Source organism: Imperialibacter roseus (genome assembly GCF_032999765.1).
In the GTDB taxonomy this organism is placed as follows: domain Bacteria; phylum Bacteroidota; class Bacteroidia; order Cytophagales; family Cyclobacteriaceae; genus Imperialibacter; species Imperialibacter roseus.
Genome location: NZ_CP136051.1, coordinates 964,880 through 981,410, shown reverse-complemented (window position 1 = coordinate 981,410; position 16,531 = coordinate 964,880). Strand labels below are relative to the sequence as shown.

The 16,531-nt window shown below is 47.1% G+C and carries 11 protein-coding genes; 5 read left to right on the top strand and 6 right to left on the bottom strand.

All coding sequences use genetic code 11. The features are described 5' to 3' along the window. Positions 1-72: 72 nt before the first annotated feature. The 4 genes from RT717_RS04215 to RT717_RS04200 all read right to left on the bottom strand — a co-directional run bounded on the left by RT717_RS04215 (position 73) and on the right by RT717_RS04200 (position 7,688). Positions 73-2,868, bottom strand: coding sequence for a T9SS type B sorting domain-containing protein (locus RT717_RS04215; RefSeq protein ID WP_317490479.1), 2,796 nt, complete (start codon positions 2,866-2,868; stop codon positions 73-75). Between the two features lie 75 nt (positions 2,869-2,943). After that, a complete protein-coding gene (locus tag RT717_RS04210; protein ID WP_317490478.1) occupies positions 2,944-3,393 on the bottom strand; it encodes a thiol-disulfide oxidoreductase DCC family protein in 450 nt (149 codons plus the stop codon). Next, on the bottom strand, positions 3,372-6,209 hold the full coding sequence (locus RT717_RS04205; RefSeq protein ID WP_317490477.1) for a T9SS type B sorting domain-containing protein: 2,838 nt from the start codon (positions 6,207-6,209) through the stop codon (positions 3,372-3,374). Before RT717_RS04205 ends, RT717_RS04210 begins: the two co-directional genes overlap by 22 nt. Before the next feature lie 75 nt (positions 6,210-6,284). Further along, on the bottom strand, positions 6,285-7,688 hold the full coding sequence (locus tag RT717_RS04200) for a T9SS type A sorting domain-containing protein (RefSeq protein WP_317490476.1): 1,404 nt from the start codon (positions 7,686-7,688) through the stop codon (positions 6,285-6,287). 200 nt (positions 7,689-7,888) lie between these two features. Here RT717_RS04200 and RT717_RS04195 point away from each other — a divergent pair, with 200 nt between their 5' ends. The 3 genes from RT717_RS04195 to RT717_RS04185 are packed head-to-tail and all read left to right on the top strand — an operon-like array spanning position 7,889 to position 11,308. After that, complete coding sequence (locus tag RT717_RS04195; protein ID WP_317490475.1) at positions 7,889-8,575, top strand: succinate dehydrogenase cytochrome b subunit; 687 nt, start codon at positions 7,889-7,891, stop codon at positions 8,573-8,575. A gap of 13 nt (positions 8,576-8,588) precedes the next feature. Beyond that, positions 8,589-10,520, top strand: coding sequence for a fumarate reductase/succinate dehydrogenase flavoprotein subunit (locus tag RT717_RS04190; protein WP_317490474.1), 1,932 nt, complete (start codon positions 8,589-8,591; stop codon positions 10,518-10,520). 38 nt (positions 10,521-10,558) lie between these two features. Beyond that, positions 10,559-11,308 carry a succinate dehydrogenase/fumarate reductase iron-sulfur subunit gene (locus tag RT717_RS04185; protein ID WP_151999113.1) on the top strand — a complete coding sequence of 250 codons (750 nt, stop codon included), beginning with the start codon at positions 10,559-10,561 and terminating at the stop codon, positions 11,306-11,308. Between the two features lie 55 nt (positions 11,309-11,363). Here RT717_RS04185 and RT717_RS04180 read toward each other — a convergent pair whose 3' ends face one another. Together RT717_RS04180 and RT717_RS04175 are read right to left on the bottom strand one after the other, a co-directional pair. Continuing rightward, on the bottom strand, positions 11,364-11,528 hold the full coding sequence (locus RT717_RS04180; protein WP_317490473.1) for a type II toxin-antitoxin system HicB family antitoxin: 165 nt from the start codon (positions 11,526-11,528) through the stop codon (positions 11,364-11,366). Between the two features lie 34 nt (positions 11,529-11,562). Continuing rightward, the gene (locus RT717_RS04175) at positions 11,563-12,054 is read right to left on the bottom strand and encodes a DUF4494 domain-containing protein (protein WP_151999111.1); all 492 of its coding nucleotides are present in this window, start codon (positions 12,052-12,054) and stop codon (positions 11,563-11,565) included. A gap of 239 nt (positions 12,055-12,293) precedes the next feature. Here RT717_RS04175 and RT717_RS04170 point away from each other — a divergent pair, with 239 nt between their 5' ends. Further along, on the top strand, positions 12,294-13,670 hold the full coding sequence (locus RT717_RS04170) for a THUMP domain-containing class I SAM-dependent RNA methyltransferase (RefSeq protein WP_317490472.1): 1,377 nt from the start codon (positions 12,294-12,296) through the stop codon (positions 13,668-13,670). Between the two features lie 88 nt (positions 13,671-13,758). Next, a complete protein-coding gene (locus RT717_RS04165; protein ID WP_317490471.1) occupies positions 13,759-16,503 on the top strand; it encodes a hypothetical protein in 2,745 nt (914 codons plus the stop codon). Positions 16,504-16,531: the final 28 nt, after the last annotated feature.

The window sequence follows — 16,531 nt, the reverse complement described above, 5'->3', positions numbered from 1 at the left end:
TGTGAGTTAGTTTGAAACCCCAAAGCTACGAAGAATATGCAAATGTCGGTTCCTGAAAAGAGGATGCATTAATCACCTGACCAGCTGAACCCAGCCTTTCAACTCTTCCTTGGCCTGCTGCTGATCCAGCACATCAAATTCTACATCGGCCACATAATAGTAGACCCCCGAAGGGAGATCTATTCCTGCCTCCGTCTGTCCCGCCCAGTTGATAAAAATTGAGCCTTCAACACCACTGGAATTGGTATAGAACACCATCTTCCCTGACCTGTCGTATACTTTAAAATCGACCGACTTCACAAAACGCATGCACCTAGTTAAGTCAAAATCGGCAATGGTTCCATCGTTGTAATAAGGGATAAAAAGGTCATTCTTCCCGTCGTTGTTGGGTGTAAAAACATTGGGCAACTCAAAATAAGGGCAGTTATCGTTGCATACCGGATCCGTCCACTCGCTTTCATTTCCCGAGTTGTCCACCGCCGCCACCCTGTAACAGCCCTTGAAAGATTTTAGGTTTTGGTGGGTGAAGTCTGTGGTATTCACCTGCGCAATCAGGTTGTAGGTGCCCTCCTCACCAAGAGCAGAAAAATATACATTGTAACTCACAGCCTCATCTTCGCACTCAAACACAGCTTCCTTTTCCCACAATATTCTGTTAGAAAAGTTGCTAGCTCCGCAATCAGTAAACTGAGTTTGGGCCTCGCAGGAAAATGCATTGTCGAGCGCCAGGCTAATCGGCAGGCACGGCGGCACTTTATCATCAAGGTAGCCACAGATAATCTGTGACCTGTTGAGGAGCGGAGCAGCGATTGCGGGATTCCCGTAGCTACCCTGAGTGGTTACATAATAGCAGTATTCGGTCTTAGGCACCAGCCCCAGAGTATCTGCAAACTTAAAATCCTGACCAGCGATGTCTGTGCTTGAAATAAGGTAAAAGCCATCGGGGTCGACCACGTCTACGTTATTTCGATAGATGAAATGCTTCGGAAATTCTTTTGAATTGTTTGACCAGGGAACATCAAACCTCCAGTTGAGGTCAATACTTGTGCTGTCTGACTTCAGCTCAAGCCTGACGGTGGAGGCAGCCGACGAAGCTCCAACAAGCTGCCCATTGTTAGCAACGTGGCGAACCAGATAATTGTATGGAAAGTCTGCTGTATTCAATCCCTGATCGACCCAGGTTGTATCCTGCGTTGTGCCAAGGCTTACTATTTCATTGTCGCCATTCAGGCCTTTTGCTCTCAGCACCTCGTAAGTATAAGGTGGTGGAAAATCGACTTTGTCAATATCAAATGGAGACGTCCATGATACATTTACTCTGCCGTTTTCAGTTGAAGTGGTTTCTACATCCACATGAGTAATCACCGGTGCGTCGGCCCTGATGACAGCACAAGCTTCCGCAGACACATAAGAAAGACCACCCTCAGGCTCATAAAATGAAGCAACTAACCGGTAGCAATAGGAAGCGCCGGGATTTAACCCGGCTCCCAGGTTGTCGTCTGTATACCCGAGAGCACCTACGTCAACCACGTCGATTAGCTCATAACCGGCATATGCCGGCATGCCCACCTCACAGTTGGCCGGTGTGAAATCATAACTCTCCACCCGTCGCCAAATTTGCAGCAATTCGGCATTTGAGCAAGTGTACTCATCCCACGACAGCCTGACCACTCCATTGGGCTCTGAGCTTGCCGCAAGTCCTGTTGGTGCTGGCGCCACTACGGTGATGTTCCAGGTATCAAAATCCACAAGCTTTGCACCACCATCGGCGGGTTCGTCTGTCACTTTGAAACGAATTTCATAAGGCCGCTGCCGAACATGGCTGCAAGCAGTCTGCCATGTGAAATTCAACGTGCCGGGAGATTGCTGATAAACCGGTGGGGCAGGAGAAAATGAAGCATTGCCGCTCGAAAATTCAAAAGGGCCTCCAAAAGCCTCCATCAGAACCCCCATTCCTTCGGGGTCAATACCGGTGACCTGGTCTTGTATCAGTGTACCAGCCTCTACACAAATATCTGCTGGTACTATCAAATCCGGAGGCCTGTTATCCGACTCTTCCACTATAATTTGCATATCTCTGGTCACCTGGCCCAGCAGCTTCCACTCTCCAAAAAACAAACGCCATTCTTCTACAATGAATGCAACGTTGTATTCACCAGCCATCCCGGGCGCATCCCAAACAAGGTCGCCACTAATGGGGTCAAGTGTAAACGATGGAATGCTGTCCTGGTCTTGATTTGCCGCAAAATAATCCCTGCCTTCATAAAAAATCTTATGGTTTGGGTTCCGATAGTTAAAGACAGAGTCAAATCGGTTTTGCTTTGGGTACCACATTTTATAGGCCAGGCTATCACCATCCTGATCGAAGGCCCCGGGATTGTGAACAAACCGTGCGCCAACAATCGCTCTGTCAACCGGGGGTACCAATAGCACAGGGCTGCTATTTAACTTATAAGCAGGGTCTATTGCCAGCGTTGTTTCAATGTAAAAGGGAGTGTCAATCGACCGCATCATATTCAGAACACCAGCATTCCGATTGCTTTCCTGGTAGCTGATGGTGTAACCACCCGGCGCTGGATACGTGTGAGTGAATACGAACCTGTTAAAAGCCACATCATTTCCCAGTGGAATGGTCTCCTTTGCCGCCAGGTTTTTTAATGCATAAACTGACCCGTCGCCCAGGTTAATATTTCCTTCGCCAAACTGAATTGGTGAGCCTGTGTCGGTATAGGCTATGACAGTTATTTCGTATGTATGAGGGCCATTGGAAATACGTCTGACAGTGATTTCACCTGCCCTAATATGGGTAGCAAATGTAGCCGTGCAGGAGAAAAGCAACAAAAGAAATGCCTCTACTAGTCTTTTCATCAGCTGGAATTACTTAAGTGACTAACTTATGCAATAACAACTGAAAGAGGGTTTACCGCTAGCTACCTCTCAGTTTCAAAGCTTTTTCCAAGCCGGGATGTTCTCCACAAACCGCTTTTTCAGTCCTGGTTCCGGCATCCGGCATTGATCTCTCTTGCCAAACCATTTGTAACGGTTGGCCGCTACGAAGTCGTAGACGAAGTCTCTCAGAAAAGCGGGTACAATTCTAAATACATACAAAATGGGCCAAAGTCCGCTCAGCTGTCTGCTTATTTCGAGCGCTGCCCGGCTCTTTTTATAAAGCACACTATTCCGCCAGAGCATGACACTTTCCAGTTCGGCATTCGAAACTCCCTGGCTCTCTAAAAGCACCCTGCCCACTTCGGACTGCAGTGACGCAAATGAAAAAACTGACTTTCTATCTCTTTCTATGACAAAATTGACGGAGGAATTACAAAGATTGCACACTCCATCAAACAGAATCAGGTTGTCAGGAATGCCGGCTATTTCATGATCTGCACCCATCCCTTGTATTGTTTGTTCATTTGCTTGGGGTCAAGCACATCAAACGTAACGTCTGCTGTGTAAAAATAAACACCAGATGGAAGTTCCGAGCCCTCGTTGGTACGGCCATCCCAATCAATCAAAATACTGTTCTCTACGCCCGCAGAAGTGAAGTTGTAGATGGCGTTACCTGTCCTGTCGAACACGGTAAATACCACGGCATCAACGAATCGAATACATTTCGCCCTGTCGAAACCTGTGATTGTTCCGTCGTCATAGAAAGGCCTGAACACATCATTCCTGCCGTCGCCATTGGGGGTAAATACATTTGGCAGTTCAAAATATGGGCAATTGTCGTTGCAAACGGCCTCACTCAACTCACTTTCATTGCCGGAACGGTCTACAGCCGAGATTTTATAACATCCTTTAAACGAAGTCAAATCAACGTGACGATAGGTAGAAGTAATAACGTTATCAATCAGGTTAAAGGAGCCTTCAGCGCCAGTTTCACTAAAATAGATATTGAAACTTCTTACGTCGTCCTCACATCCATCAGAAGGGTCCTTTTCCCAACTCAACTTGTTGCTAAAAGCACTGAAATCGCAGGATTGGCTTTGAAGCACTGCGTCACAGCCGAAGCTTTCGTCAAGCACAAAGTTTACAGGGCCGCAAGGCGGCGTCTTATCGTTCGGTTGCCCACATATAATTTGCGAATTATTGATCAGCGGCTCAGCCAGAGCGACGTTTCCATAAGAGCCCTGCGTAGTAACATAATAGCAATACTCCAGGTTTTCGTTTAACGGCACTCCATTGAACGAACCATCGTCCCAAAAGTAGAAGCCCTCTTCGTTGACGTCCACAGAGGCAATCTGAACAAGCAGGCCTGGATCATTCTCATCTACCCTGTTGCGGTAAATGTAATGGATCGGATAATCCTGGGTATTGTTCGACCAGGGCACATTCGCATCCCATGTCAACTCAATAGACTGCAACAACGGCTTTAGCTCCAGCCTCACCTGAGAAGCTACGCCGGAAGTATCGATCACTCCCCCCTGGGTATCCACCAGATGAACCCTGTAATTGTAGGTTACATCCCTGGTGTTCAGCCCATTATCCAAAAACACTGTGTCGTCAGCAATCACTCCAAGGCTAATCATGTTCTTTTCGCCCTGAAGTTCTTCTGCTCTGAACAATTCATAATTATAAGGCGGTGGAAAACTTGCCTGGTCAATTTCTATCGGTGGACTCCACCTGACCTCTATTTCGCCTGCATCTACGGACGTCGTCTTCACATCCACATTAGTAATGACCGGGGCGTTTATTTCAAGAATACCACAAGCCTCTACTGATGCATAAGAGACACCACCGCCCGGAGTAGGAAACACAGCCACCAGCCTGTAACAGTAGTTGGCCGCCACATCGAGTCTTTGGCCTTTGTTGTCATCGGTGTACGAGCGGGCACCGTCGTCCACCACATCAATCAGCTCGTAGCCAGCATAGTCAGGCATGCCTACTTCGCAGTCAATCGGGGTAAAGTCGTAGCTATCAACCCGTCGCCATATCTGTATATACTCAGCATTGGCGCATTCGTAAGCATCCCATTCAAGTTCTATGACCTTGTCAGATTTTATAGTTGCAGTTAAACCGGTAGGAGCCGGTGCCACCACAGTAATGTTCCAGGTTTTGAAATCCACAAGCTTCGGCCCTGCGTTTGGCGGTGGGTGAGTATCCACCACCTTGAACTGCACTTCATAAGGCCTTTCACGCACATGTCCACACACTGTTTGCCATGTAAAATTCAGCGTTCCTGGCGACGGCTGATAGTCTGGTGGAGACGGAGAAAAAGTAGCTGGAGAGCCCAGGAATTCAAAAGGACCACCGAACGCCTCCATGATAACAGGTAGCCCTTCAGGGTCGGTAGCAAAAATGTCTTCATCTATCAGCGTTCCTGCTTCCACACATATGTCTTCTGGTACTATAATTTCAGGACGCTCATTCTCAGAATCTTCGATGATAATCTGCATATCTCTGGTCACATACCCCAGTTTTACCCAGGTTCCCAGCACATTTCGCCATTCTTCCACAATAAAGGCAACGTTGTATTCACCTCTCAAACCAGGCGCATCCCAAACAAGGTTGCCCGAAACGGGGTCGAGTGAAAAGGTAGGAGGCCCGTCTTGATTTTGGTTGGCTGTTGCGTAATCTACTTTGGTATAAAACTTAGGATCAATGGGGCTTCTGTAGTCAAATACTGTATCGTTATAATTCCTTTTGGGCACTGAGATCCTGTAGGAAAGACTATCTCCATCGGGGTCATAAGCACCAGGGTTGTGGATGAAGGTGGCACCAACTGCGCCCCTGTCGACTGGCGGCACCAGCAGCACAGGCGTGTTGTTGAGGCCATAAAAAGGGTCAATAATCAGCTGCGTCTCAGTGTAAAATGGAGTTTCAACACTATTAGCCATGTTAACTACGCCGGCGTTTCTGTAAAACTCTCTGAACCGGACAGTATATACGCCAGGGGCCTGGTAAGTATGGCGAATGGTAAAAACATTTGAGGCTACTTCGTCACCCAAATTGATGGTGACAACAGGGTCGGCTTCCGACTCAACATTCAGCACCGTTCCATCACCAAAATCAATATCACCCCCGCCAAATTTCACCGTCGAACCGGTATCTGTATATCCAATGATTGAAAATTCGAACTCGAGGCTGGAATTGGAGATTCTGCGGGCGATAATCTCACCGGCCCTGATGTGGGTGGCAGATACATTTGAAGTGGACGACAGAAGAAAGATCAGCCCTGCACTCAGCGTCAGTATTAACTTTTTCAACATAGGTTGTTGTCGACGGGTTTCTATCAACCAAGTAAACACTTGTTTCATCTAAACGGTTGCAAGTATTTTTTTGTATTACTCTTTTATAAATCTCGAATAATAAATTTGCTGGCCCAGAGAGGTGCGAAGCAAATAAATTCCTCCAGGTAGGTCTTCAGTGTTCAAGGTAGCCAAATTACCATTAATGGGAATGCCGGTTTTTAAAATACTTTGCCCGGCGGCGTTAATAAGCTCTATTTCCTGCACTTTCACTTCATTTAGCTCTGGAAATTGAATGGTCATGGTGCCAGCTACAGGATTGGGATACGTACGTAAAATGACAGCTTCCTTCGGATGACCAACGGCATTAATCACATATTCTTCGCCGGTTGGATTAACAGCAAACGATTTAACAGTTTTAAAAGGATTGAGTCTGTTTAAGCTGCGAGCCGCCAGCACAAAATAGATGGGTTTAGCAGCAGACTGAGGCAATGCCACAAACCCATTGAAACCAGCGCCCCCGGCAATGGTATCTGTAAGCTGATGTCCATTTATATCCGCTCCATCCCAGTTTAATAAACCACTAGAGTAAAAGCTCCATTCGAGCGAATCAGCAGCCAATGTTTCATAACCAACTATAAAATCGATCCGCCCATTCGATACAACCTGATAGTCAAAATCGATATTGGGTGGCAGCATGTCACTTTCTACGTTAATAATTTGTAAGTCAACCGTGGTTTCGCTCAACTTGTGGACTTCACCGTCAACTTTTCTGTATTCGATGACCTTGTAAGCCATGCCAAACTCTCCGGCAAGTTCAGGTGTGTCCCAGGTCAGTTGGCCACTAAGCTTGTCGAGCTTTAAAACAGGTGTTTCGCCACGGTTTTCTCCAGCATAAAATGAAATATCATTTGGCCATCGGTAGCTATATACCTCCTCAGCAAAATCTCGCAAAGGAACAGCCAAACTATAGACAAGGCTATCACCCTGCTCGTCTTTGCTACCAACGGCACTGAAAAAACGACTTCCAGCTCTCGAAAAAACAGCTGGAAAAACACCCAACTCCGGAGTAGAATTGGCGCCAAAGAAAGGATCGACGATCACTTGTGTAGAAACGAAAAAGGGCGTTTCGACTGAATTTTCCATATTTATCACGCTGGCATTGCGGAAAAATTCTTTAACCCTGACTGTGTAAGCGCCTGGTGCCTGGTAGGTATGGCTGATAGTGTATTTGGTAAGTGAAGTTTCATTACCCAGCAAAATAGTTTCGTGGGTAGCATCACCGCCTTCAAGGCTAATAATCGTCCCATCCCCAAAATCCAGCTCCCCTCCACCAAAACCCACAGAAGAGCCTGTGTCGGTAAATCCAATCACCTCAAACTTATAAGTCAATGAGCCGTTACCCGACACCACCCTGATGTACCCACCTCTGATGTGGCTCGCTAACATACCATTAAACAAGGTTATCAGGAAAATGACAAGGCAAACGATGAATTTCATGGGGTCTATTTTGGATAAAACAATTTCATTTCACGGCCGGTTGTACGTCACATAGTCAAATATTAAACAACAGTCAAAGAAAATTCCCCAATGAGAGAGTTTAGAAGCGTTCAAAATAGGACAGGCGGATTGGTAAAGTGCCGCTCGGGAATTACCTTTGGCAGGTTCTATTTAAAACGTTTGTGTAACACAAAAAACATATGAGTTGGTTAACTGATTCACTAAAAAGCAGCATTTTTCGAAAGCTCCTCATGGCGCTTACCGGGCTTTTCCTCATTCTGTTCCTCACTGTGCACCTTGCCGGCAATCTCCAGTTAATTTTAAACGATGAAGGGCAGGCGTTCAATATCTATGCACATACTATGGCGCATAATCCTTTTATCCAATTGGTGTCCAAATTCAACTTTGCCTTTATTGTACTTCACGTCATTTACTCCATTTGGCTTTCAAGAATTAATAAGACAGCCAGACCAGTTAAATATGGTTATTCTGCTGCCAGCACCAACAGTCCATGGACATCCCGCAACATGGGCATCCTGGGTACACTGATTTTGGTTTTTCTGGTGATTCACTTGAAAGGCTTTTGGTGGGAATTCAAAAACGACAGCATTCCCATGGTCACTTATGACGGCGAAACAATGCCTAATGTGTTTCTGGTCGTGAAAGCGGCTTACAGCAATGTATGGTATGCAGCAGTATACGTGGTGAGCATGTTCTTCGTAGGCTTTCACCTGTCTCACGGATTCGCCAGTGCATTTCAAACACTGGGGCTCAATCACGTTAAATATACTCCGGCTATTAAGGCGATCGGTAAAGGCTATGCCATTATCGTTCCGGCCATGTTTGCCATTATCCCAATCCTTATTTACATCAAGAGTTTAGGTTAATCATCATCGATATATGAAGCTAGATTCCAAAATACCTGCAGGCCCACTGGCTGAGAAATGGACCAAACATAAATTCAACGTGAAGCTGGTTAACCCTGCCAACAAGCGTAAATATGACGTGATTGTGGTAGGCACCGGCCTGGCTGGTGCCTCAGCTGCCGCCTCTCTGGCAGAGCTCGGCTACAATGTGAAGTCCTTTTGCTTTCAGGATAGCCCAAGGAGGGCTCATAGTATCGCTGCCCAGGGTGGTATCAATGCCGCCAAAAACTATCAAAATGATGGTGACAGCGTATTCCGGCTTTTCTACGACACCATTAAAGGCGGTGACTACCGAAGCCGTGAAGGCAATGTTCACAGGCTTGCTGAAGTGAGTGTCAACATCATCGACCAGTGCGTAGCCCAGGGCGTTCCATTCGCCCGTGACTATGGCGGGCTCCTGGCCAACCGTTCATTTGGTGGCGCTCAGGTATCACGTACCTTCTATGCTAAAGGCCAGACAGGCCAGCAGCTGTTGCTGGGTGCCTACAGCGCACTGAGCCGCCAGGTAGCCAACGGCAAAGTGAAGATGTATCCACGCACGGAGATGCTTGATCTGGTAATGGTAGATGGTAAGGCACGTGGTATTGTAGCACGGAACCTCATTACAGGCGAAATAGAGTCACACAGCGCCCATGCAGTATTGCTTTGCACAGGTGGCTATGGCAACGTCTTCTTCCTTTCTACCAACGCCATGGGCTCCAATGTAACGGCAGCCTGGAGAGCACACAGAAAAGGTGCTTTGTTCGCTAACCCTTGTTTCACGCAGATACACCCTACCTGCATTCCTGTTCACGGTGACTTCCAGTCGAAGCTTACGCTGATGTCTGAGTCGCTCCGCAACGACGGTCGTGTGTGGGTGCCGAAGGACAAGGCAACAGCAGAGAAGGTGAGAAAAGGACAAGTAAAACCTGCCGACATTGCTGAAGCGGATCGTGACTACTACTTAGAAAGAAAATATCCGTCATTTGGTAACCTGGTTCCCCGTGACGTCGCCTCAAGAAATGCAAAAGATGTGTGTGATGATGGCAAAGGCGTAGGATCGACCGGTCTTGCAGTGTATCTGGACTTTGCTGATGCAATAAAAAGAGACGGAGAAGATACCATCCGGGCAAAATATGGCAACCTCTTCGATATGTATGAGCAGATTGTAGGAGAGAACCCTTACAAAACACCGATGATGATTTACCCGGCGGTACACTATACAATGGGTGGCCTTTGGGTAGACTATAATCTTCAGACAAACGTACCTGGTCTTTACGCACTTGGGGAAGCCAACTTCTCAGATCACGGCGCCAACAGACTTGGCGCTTCGGCACTAATGCAGGGCCTTGCCGACGGGTACTTTGTGATTCCCTATACGTTGGGCGACTACCTGGCGCAAAACCCTGCTGACAAAATATCAACAGATCACCCAGCATTCAAAGAGGCTGAAGCTGGTGTCAAAAGCCAGATAGAAAAACTTCTTTCCATTAATGGCAAGAAGCCCGTGGATCAGTTCCATAAGGAGCTTGGCCACATCATGTGGGATTATTGCGGGATGTCGAGAACTGCCGAAGGCTTGAAGAAGGCCAAGAAAATGGTGCAGGAACTGAGAGATGAATTCTGGAAGGATGTGAAGGTAGTGGGCACAAGCGACGAGCTGAACATGTCGCTGGAAAAGGCCAACAGAGTGGCTGACTTCCTGGAGCTTGGCGAGCTGATGATAGACGATGCACTGAATCGCAACGAATCTTGTGGCGGACACTTTAGAGAAGAATACCAAACTGAAGAAGGAGAAGCCAAAAGAGACGATGAAAACTACTCTTATGTAGCTGCCTGGGAATACAATGGCCCGGGAAAGGCCACTTTGCACAAAGAGGACTTGGTTTTCGAAAATGTGAAGCTAACGCAACGCAGCTATAAGTAACAGATAACTATTAACGATTAACTTTTAACAGGTTAAGCATGGATTTAACATTAAAAATCTGGAGACAGAAAAATAGCAATACCGAAGGCAAGTTTGTCACCTACGAGGTGAAAGATATATCGCATGAGTCTTCGTTTCTTGAAATGCTTGATGTGCTGAACATTGGGCTGGAAGAAAAGGGCGAGGAGCCAGTGCATTTTGATCATGACTGCAGGGAAGGCATCTGCGGCATGTGTAGCCTATACATCAACGGCAAGCCACATGGCCCTCAGCAAACCACTACTTGCCAGCTCCATATGCGCAGCTTCAAAAGTGGTCAGACTATTTGGATTGAGCCATGGAGAGCCAAGGCATTCCCCGTGATCAAAGACCTGGTTACCGACCGCAGTGCATTTGACAGGATTATCCAGGCCGGCGGCTACATTTCCGTGAACACCGGTGGTGTGCCTGACGCTAACGAAATTCCAATTCCAAGAAAGATAGCTGATGAAGCGATGGATTCGGCTACCTGCATTGGCTGTGGGGCTTGTGTGGCGGCTTGTAAGAATGCATCTGCCATGCTTTTCGTTTCAGCAAAAGTGACTCACCTGGGACTGCTTCCGCAAGGCAAGGTAGAGGCTAAGACAAGGGTGGAAAACATGGTGGCTCAAATGGATGCCGAAGGCTTTGGCGCCTGCACCAACACTGGCGCTTGTGCAGCTGAGTGTCCCAAGGAAATTCCTTTGGCCAACATTGCCAAAATGAACCGGGATTTTATTGGAGCGAGATTGACGTCGGAGAACGTTTAGAAATATTTGATTTAAATAGAAAAGGGGCCTCGGCCCCTTTCTATTTAAAGAATTATCATTTTTTTATTGTGTTTGTATCCCACAAAAGCTTAAGCGCATCCACCAAGTTGCTTTTCACCTCATCAATCGTCTTGCCTTGACTGATAGCGGCTGGAACTTCTTCTATCTGGCCTACAAACCATCCATCTTTTGCTTTTTCAATTATTGCGGTAAGCTTCATATCCAAAAGTTAACGCAATTTGATTATAAAGTAATCAATCCTCCTCTACCTCACTCACCGGCTTAAAACCAGCAGGAACCTCTTCTTCCTCCTCATTATCTTGTCCATAAGCGAAAACTTCTACAATAGACGTTTCCACTACTTCCGGCACACGGAAGGTTACCAGCATATTATTCAGGCTCTGATGGATACGGTCGTAGGCATCTTTTACATCGTGCGCTGTCACTATCATCAGGTTCGTTACCTTCTTCTCTTTACCACTGTCAGCATCGGTGACAAAATAGGTGATTTTGCATTTGTGCCAGAAGTCTGCGTCTTCGTACAGGAACACATCGGTGATGCGGCTTTTGGTCAGGCTCGTGATCACAAATTCACCTCTTACCCGCTCGCTAAGCTTTTCGTACATGATGGCCTCTGCCTCAGTATAACTCACCGCATCGAGCAGATAAGTTTCTGTGGTGTTTTTCAAATGACCTTCGTCGTCTTCCTTTTGATACTTCGCCTTGCAAACAAACCAAATACGCATAATACCTCTGTTTTTTATTGGGCTCCAAAGATAGGGCATCCTTCCGGAAAATGGCTAGGCGCTCCACCAAAACTGTCTTGCTTTTTTTACTGCATCGATAGCGAATTCAGGATTTATTGCTTCCACATATCGTCTGGACTTGAGGATACATTCGATATTACGGGCGGCTGACGGCTCCATGGGCGGGACAGCCCTGCCGACGCCTGCTTTCAACTCAGGTCTCTCTTTATCACGCTCCAGTGTTTTTCTGCCCCGGACGTCTGACGGCTCCATCGCACAGACTTACTCGCCGTGCCGACGCCTGCCAGCTTCCCTCTAACCTCCGGGCGTCTGACGGCTTCAACGCACTGGGCCGACTGGCCGTGCCGACGCCCGCAGCACAGCTCGGCCCCGGTCTCCTGGCTTCCCTCTTCGAACTTCCTTTCCAACTCTCCCACTTTAATAACTATCTTTGTGCACTTATGTGGAATATTAAAAGAAAGATCACTGTTCAGTGCCATCCCGGCCTCCCTCCTTTTGCCGCCAACGAACTCAGAAGCCTGGGGTTTCCTGTAACTGAAGAAGCCAATATGCATGTGGTCACTGAGGGCACCCTGCACGACTGCATGTACCTGAATCTGCATCTCCGCACCGGCAACCGCATCCTTTGGGAGATGGGCAGCTTTGAACTGAAAGATTCGGAAGGGCTCTACAAGAATATTTTCGAAATGCCATGGGAAACCGTTATCCCTAACGATGGCTATTTCAGCATCCACTCATTCGCCAAGCATGAGTCGATCAATGACACCAGGTATCCAAACCTGAAAGCCAAGGATGCTATTGTTGACAGAATCAAATCCAAAACCGGCCGTCGGCCTGACTCCGGTAACGACTTCAACGAAGCCGTAGTCTACTTCTTTTGGAACAGAGAAAACTGTACTGTATACATTGACACTTCCGGAGAAACGATATCGAAGCACACCTATCGGAAAATGCCTTTCAAGGCTCCAGTAGCAGAACCGTTGGCTGCCGCTATTGTGCAGGCAACTGAGTGGAGCCCGTCGATTCCGCTCATCAACCCCATGTGTGGCAGTGGCACCATTGCCATTGAAGCTGCCCTGAAGGCGGCCAACATCGCCCCTGGGCTGAACAGGCATAATTTCGGCTTCAAACACCTTATTGGGTTTGACAACAATGCCTGGAAAACCATGCTAGCCAGCGCCAAATCAAAGGTGAATGCGAAAATCAACGTGACCATCATTGGTAGCGACCGAGACATGAAAGCCCTGCAAGCGGCCCGTACCAATGCCGCAGAAGCTGGTGTGGCTTCTATGATCAAATGGGAGCTTTGCCCCTACGAAAATACTACCCTTCCAGATGGTGAAGGCATCATTATCCTCAATCCTGAATATGGGGAACGCATGGGAGAAGAATCGGAGCTTGAAGCTGTTTACAAAGGTATTGGCGACTTTTTCAAGCAGCGCTGTCAGGGAAAACGTGGCTTTATATTCACAGGCAACCTCAATCTGATTAAAAAGGTGGGGCTTCGCTCGTCAGCCAAATGGCCGTTCTTCAATGCGAAGATCGATTCGAGGCTGGTGGCCTACGATATGTATGAAGGCTCCAAAAAGAATTAGGTTTCCGTTTGTAGAAGCAAAGTGTACTCGAAGCAATTTGTTGCTTAACTTTCGTTATTGAATTTGATGCTGTAGACCCAACTTTCCATTGAAGAGGTTCATTATTTTTATAATTATTCTGGTAATTGGTGGAGGGGCTTTTGTTGCCTACAAAACCTATTTCGAAAGAGGTAATATTTCTCTGTGGACGTTGGTTCCTGACAATGCGCTGGCCGTCTACGAGTCGACCTCGCCCATGAATGCCTGGGCAGCATTTACTTCTTCGAATATTGGCAAAGGGCTCCAGTCTATTGCTGCATTCAAGCGTCCTGGTCAAATGCTTTCAAAGCTTGACACGATTTTGGGAGGAAATGAGCAAACAGCCACGCTTTTCAACGACAAGACTTTCCTGGCCAGCCTGCACAGTGTCGGCAGCCAATCGCTCGACTTCCTTCTTCTGGTTGACCTGCCCACGCTGGACAGCCGGGGAAAAATGGACGACATTCTGGCCTACTTTTCAGAGAAAAATGGATACACCATTTCCAACAGAACGTACCAGGGCTACACCATTAGCGAGCTAAGGTCTCAAAAAACAAAGGATCTGTTCACCTTCATTTACTACAAAAATTTCTTCATAGGGAGCTTCACCCCCTTTCTCGTGGAGGATGCCGTCAGAAATATTGAAACTGCAGGCTTAGGTTTTTTTGATAAAAACATTGGTCTTCTCACCCTTTCGAGGTTGCAAAATGATCAAGGCAATTTATACATCAACACTGACAAGCTTGACAGGCTGGGCGACACGTTCCTGGATGAAAAATTATTGAACCTGAAGGCTATTTCAACCCTTGGTTCTTCGTCTTTTCTCGATGTAAAAGTGACCGAGCCACAGCTGCTAATGAATGGCTTTACCTTGATACCACAAGACTATTCAGGCTATTTCAGTGGGTTTATCAACAACCCGGCGCAGTCGCTAAAAATGGAAGAGGTAGTGAGCAACCGAACCGCTGTTTATTTTAACCTCACTTTTGAGTCTGCCGAGCGTTGGAACACTCAGATGTTACCCTATTGGCAAACAAACGAGCCTGAGTTAGTCGATTTGAGAAGCACCACATTGAAAGATCAGGACATTGATATTGCCTCCTTTTTTGAGAGTATTGGTGGCCATATAGGCGTTTCGTTGCAGGAATCTTCTTTAGGCCATGATCCTGACAAAGTAGTTTACATGGAGATGGAGGATTTACCGGAAAGCCTTCAGCAGTTCAAAGAACTTTCAGAGAGAATCAACAAGTCACAGGGAGACACACTCTACTACGAAGAATATGCCGACTTCACCATTGGGCAGCTTGAAATTGACGAATTTCCTTATCAGTTATTTGGAGAACCATTTAGTGGATTTTCGTCGCTGTACTATACCGGCTACCGCAACTACCTGATTGGGGCGGCTTCAGTGCAAATACTGAAAACCGTGATCGACGATATAACCAACGAAAATACTTGGGGAAAGTCAGTGCAAATCAATTCGTTTCTGGATAACACGTTGAGGGAAGCCAATTTCAGTGTGTTCGTTCACACACCCAGGGCCTGGAATCTGTGGCAACAAAACCTGGACGATGCCTGGAAGCAGCAGTTTACGGATGCTTCGTCCACCCTTCAGTCGATTGACCTGATGGCCATACAGTGGTCTTTTATCGAAGACAAATTCTACACCAGCATCATGCTGCAGCAAACGGAAAAGTCAGCACAAAAAGGAGCGCAAAAACCGCTGCTGGCCGACAACGCCGTAACTTTTGCGCAGCCGCTCATCTCAAAGCCGTTTGTGGTTCGCAACCACAACGACAAAACGCTGGAAACGCTGGTTCAGGATTCCACCCAGATGATTTACCTGCTATCTGCCAATCAGGAAGTTTTATGGCTCGACTCCATCAAAGGGAAAATCATCAGTCCGGTCTTTCAGATCGACTACTACAAAAACGGCAAGCTGCAATACCTGTTTTCCACCCCCAAATACATTTATGCCATCGACCGAACAGGCGAGTATCTTCCTGGCTTTCCAGTAGAGTTTAAGGGCAAAACAGAAATCGCTTATTTCAACCTGGTGGACTATGACAAGAGCAAAAATTATCGCTATTTCTTTGCTGACACCCGGGGTGATTTGTACATATCGGACAAAGATGGCAAAGTGCTGGAGGGATGGAACCCAAAGGAAATCAAGCACCCACTTGCCTCCTCCCCTCTGCATATCAGGGTGAGAGGACAGGATTTTCTCGTGGCCCTGCAAAGCAATGGCATCATGCGTGTATTCAACCGGCGGGCACAACCCGTGGCGGGCTTCCCGGTAGACTTCAAAGCTCCGGTAAACAATCCGGTATTTGCTGAGGCGGGCTCAACGAATGCGAATAGTAAACTAACGACGATTACCGATGATGGGTCAATTATTCAGATCAATCTCGCTGGCAAAGTGCTGCAAAGGGAGCAGCTCTACCGGCCATCGGCTCAGTCAAAATTTAAGCTGGTACCTGAAGCTTCAGGCAACGGCTACATTTTTACCAGGCAGGATGCCAACAGAATTGCCATCGTAGACCAGGCTGGCAAAGTGCTCTTTGAAAAAGACTATATGTCAAGTGGAATTGCAAGCTCGCAGTTCTACGACTTTGGCGGAGGACGCAAGCTTTTCATTGTCAACGATCCTGTGCAGGCCTTCAGCTATCTGTATGACGAAAAAGGAAATCTTGTAAATTTCAGGCCTGCAGAAACCATGAACGAGGTGGCCATCGTTTTTTATGAATCGCAAGGCCTGTACAAAATTTACAAAAACTACGAGAATGAGTTCTCCATCCTTACCCTGAAAAAGTAGCGTAATTTTCTTTTCGTGTCTCCAACCT

Coding starts and splice junctions, on each gene's coding strand:
- RT717_RS04215 (WP_317490479.1), bottom strand. CDS start 2,868: ATGAAAAGACTAGTAGAGGCATTTCTTTTGTTGCTTTTCTCCTGCACG.
- RT717_RS04210 (WP_317490478.1), bottom strand. CDS start 3,393: ATGGGTGCAGATCATGAAATAGCCGGCATTCCTGACAACCTGATTCTG.
- RT717_RS04205 (WP_317490477.1), bottom strand. CDS start 6,209: ATGTTGAAAAAGTTAATACTGACGCTGAGTGCAGGGCTGATCTTTCTT.
- RT717_RS04200 (WP_317490476.1), bottom strand. CDS start 7,688: ATGAAATTCATCGTTTGCCTTGTCATTTTCCTGATAACCTTGTTTAAT.
- RT717_RS04195 (WP_317490475.1), top strand. CDS start 7,889: ATGAGTTGGTTAACTGATTCACTAAAAAGCAGCATTTTTCGAAAGCTC.
- RT717_RS04190 (WP_317490474.1), top strand. CDS start 8,589: ATGAAGCTAGATTCCAAAATACCTGCAGGCCCACTGGCTGAGAAATGG.
- RT717_RS04185 (WP_151999113.1), top strand. CDS start 10,559: ATGGATTTAACATTAAAAATCTGGAGACAGAAAAATAGCAATACCGAA.
- RT717_RS04180 (WP_317490473.1), bottom strand. CDS start 11,528: ATGAAGCTTACCGCAATAATTGAAAAAGCAAAAGATGGATGGTTTGTA.
- RT717_RS04175 (WP_151999111.1), bottom strand. CDS start 12,054: ATGCGTATTTGGTTTGTTTGCAAGGCGAAGTATCAAAAGGAAGACGAC.